This window comes from Chamaesiphon polymorphus CCALA 037 (genome assembly GCF_003003845.1).
GTDB lineage: Bacteria > Cyanobacteriota > Cyanobacteriia > Cyanobacteriales > Chamaesiphonaceae > Chamaesiphon > Chamaesiphon polymorphus.
The window spans coordinates 1-6167 of sequence record NZ_PVWO01000359.1; the positions used below are offsets into that span (position 1 = coordinate 1).

Sequence of the window (6167 nt, forward strand, 5' to 3'; positions counted from 1 at the left end):
ACCCATTACCCATTACCCATTACCCATCCACCCATCCACCCATCCACCCATCCTCCTACCGCTTCCTCCACGATCGCGTTCAGCAAGCTGCTTATTCGCTGATTCCGGAGAGTCTGCAACAACAGACGCATTTACGGATCGGACGGTTATTGCTCGCTAATGCTCCAGATCGCCAGCAGTTGGCGAAGTTGTTTGAGATCGTCAGTCATGTGAATAAAGCGATCTTGTTAGTGCAGGAGCCAGCCGAACGCGAACTGGTGGCAGAACTGAATCTCCAGGCGGCGCATAAAGCCAGATCTTCAAATGCTTATGGTGCAGCCTCTAGCTATGCGCGGATCGGCACTGAAATTCTGGGAGAATCGGGCTGGACGCAGCAATACTCGCTGACGCTAGCACTTCACGAAACACTAGCGGATGCGGCTTTACTCAGTGGTGACTTGGCATCGGTGACTGGAATGGTGCAAATCGTCTTAGATCGGGCGCATACGCCACTCGATCGAGTCAAAGCTTATGAAACGATGATTCATTTTCATGCGATTCACCAGCAGCACCAAGAGGCAATCTCGTGGGGATTGGAAATCCTACAACAGTTAGGGATTAAGTTATCACCAAAACCCGATCGATTAATGCTCGTCCGTGAATTAGCGAAAACAAAACTTGCTTTAGCGGGCAAATCCGATCGACAATTGTTAGATTTACCCCAGATTATCGATCCCGTAAAGATGGCTAAGTTGCGGATCTTAGATTTGATGCAGGCTCCCGCTTTTTTCTGTTCTCAAGAATTGATGGCTGTCTTGAGTATGGTGGGAATTCGGCTGACTTCGATCGATGGCAATAGTCCTTGGGCGGCGAGTTTTTATGCTACGTACTGCATTGTAATCTCGGGATTGGGCGAATTAAAACAGACTTATCGGCTCGGACAGTTGGCCACTATTCTAGTCGATCGGCAAACCGATCGATCGATTTCGGCACGGGTAAAAGTGGTGGCGGCTTGGTATACAAAACCTTGGCAAGAGCGATTGCGAACTACAATTCCGCTGATAGATGAGAGCGTCTGCATGGCGACGGGTAGTGGCAATCTTCAGTATATCGGCATCAATGCGGGGGTGTCGATCGCGACTAGATTCTATGCTGGCATTCCTTTAGATGAGTTAGTCGATCGTATTCCGGCGGTAGAAAAATTAATTGTTGGATCTAAGGATGAAAATAGCCAACAGTTTTTCGATCTGATGTGCCAAACGATCGGTAATTTACGTTTACCATCGAGCCAACCGACGGCGATATTGAAGGGCAAAGATGAGCTGTCATTAATAGCTCAGTGGCAAGCTCGCAATGAAGCCATTTTGTTATCGACAATGTATGGGTTCCAAACTTTGCTGGCTTATCATTTTGAAGATATTCCCCAGGCGTTAATCTATGCCGACGCTCAGTTACCCTATGAATACTCCGCTAAGGGTGGATACGCGATCGCCAGGATCTGGATGTTCGATGCGCTCACGCGCTTGGCAGCCTATCCCCACGACAAGCAAATTCAAAAGCAATTACTCCAGCGCGTCGATGAAACTCAGAGCGAATTAGGCAAACGCGCGCGCTTGATGCCTGCTAATTTTCAACATCAGTACGATCTGGTAGCGGCAGAAAAATGTCGGGTATTGGCAGATTTTACCCAAGCGATCGAATTATACGATCGGGCGATCGCGGGAGCCAAGGAGAATGAATATCTGCAAGAAGAAGCCCTAGCCAACGAATTGGCGGCGAAATTTTATCTCAATTGGGGTAAAGTCAAAATTGCGACGGTCTACATGCAGGATGCTTATTATTGCTATGCAAAATGGGGTGCCAAAGCCAAAACCAACGACCTAGAACGCCGCTATCCCCAACTGCTCGCGCCGATCTTGCAAGCACAACAGCTAGAATTTAATTCCCTGTGTAGCCTCGCCAAAATTACCAACTTACCCATCCCATCTCTGCGTCAGGGTGCAACGTTAGATTTGGTCTCGGTAATTCAATCGGCTCAAGCTCTATCTGGCAACCTCGAACTCGAAGAACTCATCCACCAACTCAGCCAAGTCATTCTCCAAAATTCTGGTGCCCAAACTTGTATCTTGGCATTGCCAGATCGTCACAATGAATGGCAGATTCGCTCGATTTCCACTTTCAATGCTATGGAAATTGCCACTACAGCCCTGTCTCCAAGACTGGTAAATAGCGATGCCTATCCAGCTAGCTTGATTTATTGGATTAAAAATAATCAAGCTACTATCGCCTTCGATGCGCGCCAGCCCTTAGAGGTGCCCGATCTCTACTTGCTCAAATATCAGCCGCCCAGTGTGTTGGCATTGCCGATCGTCAAGCAGGACAAAGTTTTGGGCGTTTTGTATCTCGAACACCGCCAGATTCCCGATCTATTTACAGATAATCATAAAACCGTAATTTCGTTTTTGTGTACCCAAGCCGCGCTCGCGCTCCACAACGCTCAACTCTACGAATCTGTCGTCCAACGTTCTGCCGCGATCGAAGCATCTCTAGACGGCTTCGCGATCCTCGATGGCGATCGCTTTATTTATGTCAATCAAAGCCATGCCGAGATGTTTGGCTACAGCGTCGCCGAAATGCTCGATCGAGATTGGCACTGTCTCTATTCGCCCGCCCAAATTCACGAGTTTGAAACCACAGCCTTTCCTGCTGTCGGGACATTGGGGCAATGGCGCGGCGAAGCGATCGCAATTCGCCAGGATGGTAGCACCTTCGATGAAGAAGTTACCTTATTCTTACTTGACAATGGTCAGTTAATATGTATCTGTCGAGATATTACCGCTCGCAAGTCGATGGAAATCGCCTTACGCGAGTCAGAGGATCGCTATCACCAACTCGTCTCCAACGTACCGGGCGCGCTCTATCAGTTTGAGGTCACCGCTGACGGTACTCATCGACTCAATTATGTGAGTGCCAGATTTTATGAAATTTTCGAGGTGTTGCCCGATGTCGTGGTGGGAGATCTGGGGGTCTTGCTAGCGCAGATCTTACCAGCAGACCGACCCAGCTTCAATCGATCGATTAAAAAGGCAACTAAACTAGGTCAGTCGTGGATGTGGCAAGGGCGCATCTCCACCCCTTCAGGGAAAATCAAATGGATTCGCGGCGAATCCCGACAGATCGCTATTGCTAATGGCACGTTGGCGCAGCAGTTCTCTGGGCGAATGGTGTGGGACGGGATTTTGGTAGATGTGACCGAACAGCAAGCCGCGCTACACGAACGCCAGCTCGCCCAAATCGCCCTGCGTCAGTCCGAAGCTCGCTATCAGAAGTTGTCCGACAATATTCCTGGCGTCATCTATCAATTCCGATTGGCCCCAGATGGTAGTATGAGCTATCCATATATTAGTTCGGGCTGTTGGGATTTATTCCAACTCACGCCCGCAGCGGTAATGACTGACTCTAGTTGTTTGCTGGAGATGTTGCATCCTGACGATGTGCAATCATTTCAACAGGTGATGGCGGTATCTATCCAAAATCTCACTCCCAAATTGTGGGAAGCCAGAGCGATCTTAAAATCTGGAGAGATAAAGTGGATCGAATCTGCTTCTTGTCCCGAATTACAATCCGATGGTGCGATCGTTTGGGATGGCGTGATGCTCGATATCACCGCACGCAAACAAGCTGAAATTGCCCTACGTCAGTCCGAACAACGCTATCAAAGGTTAGCCGACAATATTCCAGGAGTTATCTATCAATTCCGATTGGCACCAGATGGCAGCCGCAGCTATCCATACGTTAGTTCGGGCTGTTGGGATCTGCTCCAAATTTCCCCCGCAGCAGTCATGGCTGATGCCAACTCTCTGCTCGAAATGATGCATCCAGATGATGTGCCAGATTATCGCCGCAGCATGGTAGAGTCTACCCAAAATCTGACGCCGAAATTTTGGGAAGGTCGGTTAGTGCTCGATTCTGGGGAGATTAAATGGATTAAATGTGTCTCGCGTCCCGCATTGCAACCCGATGGCGCGATCGTCTGGGATGGCATCATGTTAGATATTACCGTCCAAAAAGCCGCACAACAGGAACGCCAACGCCAAGAAGATGCCCTCAAAGCGATCGTTACCTGGTCGGAACAGGGCAAGACTGGGATGGATTTTTATCAAGCTTGTCTTCGGTATCTCGCCGACAGCTTTGGCGTCCAGTATGCTTTTCTAGCCAAACCGAGCGATCGATCGACAACTAAAACTGAAGTCGTATCGCTGTGGACGGGTACCGAATTTTTAGCAGCTTACGAAATAGATTTAGTCGATACTCCTTGCGGCGTCACTTACCAAAATGATTGGGGTATTTTCCCCGACAACCTCCAATTACATTTTCCCAACGCCACCATCATCGCCAGTTTGCAAGGTGAAAGTTATCTCAGCGTAGCGATTCGCGATTTTGAAGGGAATATTTTTGGCAATCTTGGCATCATCGATACCAAGCCGTTACCCGCAGATATTTCGGCTTGGCAATTTATCATCCAACTCTTTGCCGATCGGATTGCCGCCGAAATCAAGCGTCAAGCCGACGAATCCGAACTCCGCAAACGCCAACAGCAGATCGAGGCATTTATCGACAATTCGTCAGCAGCGATGTATCTCAAAGACTTTGAGGGACGTTATCTTCTGGTCAATCAAACTTGTACCGATTTGATGGATGGTAATCTACACTTAATCTTGGGTCACACAGATTACGACATTTTCCCCTTAGAGATCGCCAACCGATCGCGGGAAACAGATCTAGCCATTATGCGATCCGGTTTAGCTAGTACATTAGAAGAGCTAGTCATCCATCCTGATGGTACAGAACATACCTATATTTCCAATAAATTTGCCCTGATCGATGAGGATGGTAAACCTTATGGACTCGGTGGCGTGTCTACAGATATTACCGATCGCAAGCAAGCCGAAGAAATCGTGCGTCAAACCAATCTCCAGCTCGAAGCGACGATCGAGGAACTCCAAGAGGCAACCCACCTCAAGGATGAGTTTCTGGCTACCATGAGTCACGAACTCCGGACGCCGCTCAATGCGATTTTGGGGATGTCTGAAGCCTTGCTCGAACAAGTATACGGCTCTCTCAATCCCAAGCAACTTAATTCGATCTCGACGATCGAGCAAAGCGGCGAGCATTTATTATCGCTAATCAATGATATTCTCGATGTCTCCAAAATTTCCGCAGGCAAACTCGAACTGAATATCAGCGAGGTTTCGATCGCCGAATTATGTCGATCGAGTCTGACTTTAGTCAAACCACAAGCCATTAAAAAGCAGATTCAGCTCGATACCGATCTCCCCACCCATCTCGATCTCATTACGGTAGACGAACGGCGGATGCGCCAAGTTTTAATCAACTTACTCAATAATGCTGTCAAATTCACGCCGCAAGGGGGGCTAGTCAAGCTCTCCGTCTGGGCACAACCCCTCTCCCCCATGCTTGCCTCCGAGCATCCCCAAGATTATTGTCTGTGCTTTGCCGTCAGCGATACTGGAATTGGCATCAGCGAGGTCGATCGATCCAAGCTGTTTCAACCCTTTATTCAGATCGATAGCCGTCTGGCTCGCAAATATCAAGGGACAGGATTGGGACTAGTGCTCGTCAAACAAATTACCGAATTACATGGCGGTCAGATTACTGTTGATAGCGAAGTGGATCGCGGTAGTTGCTTTACGGTGATGCTGCCCCAAACTTACCGCCTGTCGGGTGCGACAGATCCAGATGGAGATCGGCGTCCAGAGTTCGCGGCTGTCGATCGTCCGCACCTGGAACCGTGGAAGGCTCCACCGCTGTTGCTGATTGAAGACGATCGGGCGATCGTCGATACCTTCTCTAGCTATCTGATGGCCGTCGGTTATCGCGTCATGGTGGCTCAAACCGGACAGCAGGCTATGTCTATTCTGGAGGGTTGCTGCTCTGCCGCGATCTCTCGCAGCCCTCGTCCAGCAATAATTTTGATGAATATTCACATGGCTGGACTTGATAGCATCGCCACCATCAAGTGGATTCGCCAACATTCTCCCCAAGTTCACATCCCGATTATCGCCCTCACCACCCACTCCACGATCGGCGAACGCGAAAAATACTCGAACTATGGTGCCGATAACTACCTCACCAAACCAGTCAAACTCCGCGAACTCCATCAGACT

General features: G+C 49.1%; 1 protein-coding gene. It reads left to right on the forward strand.

What is annotated here, in order from left to right; genetic code table 11:
• A partial coding sequence (locus C7B77_RS21640) for a PAS domain-containing protein (RefSeq protein WP_146138438.1) occupies positions 1–6167 on the forward strand: 6167 nt, incomplete at both ends.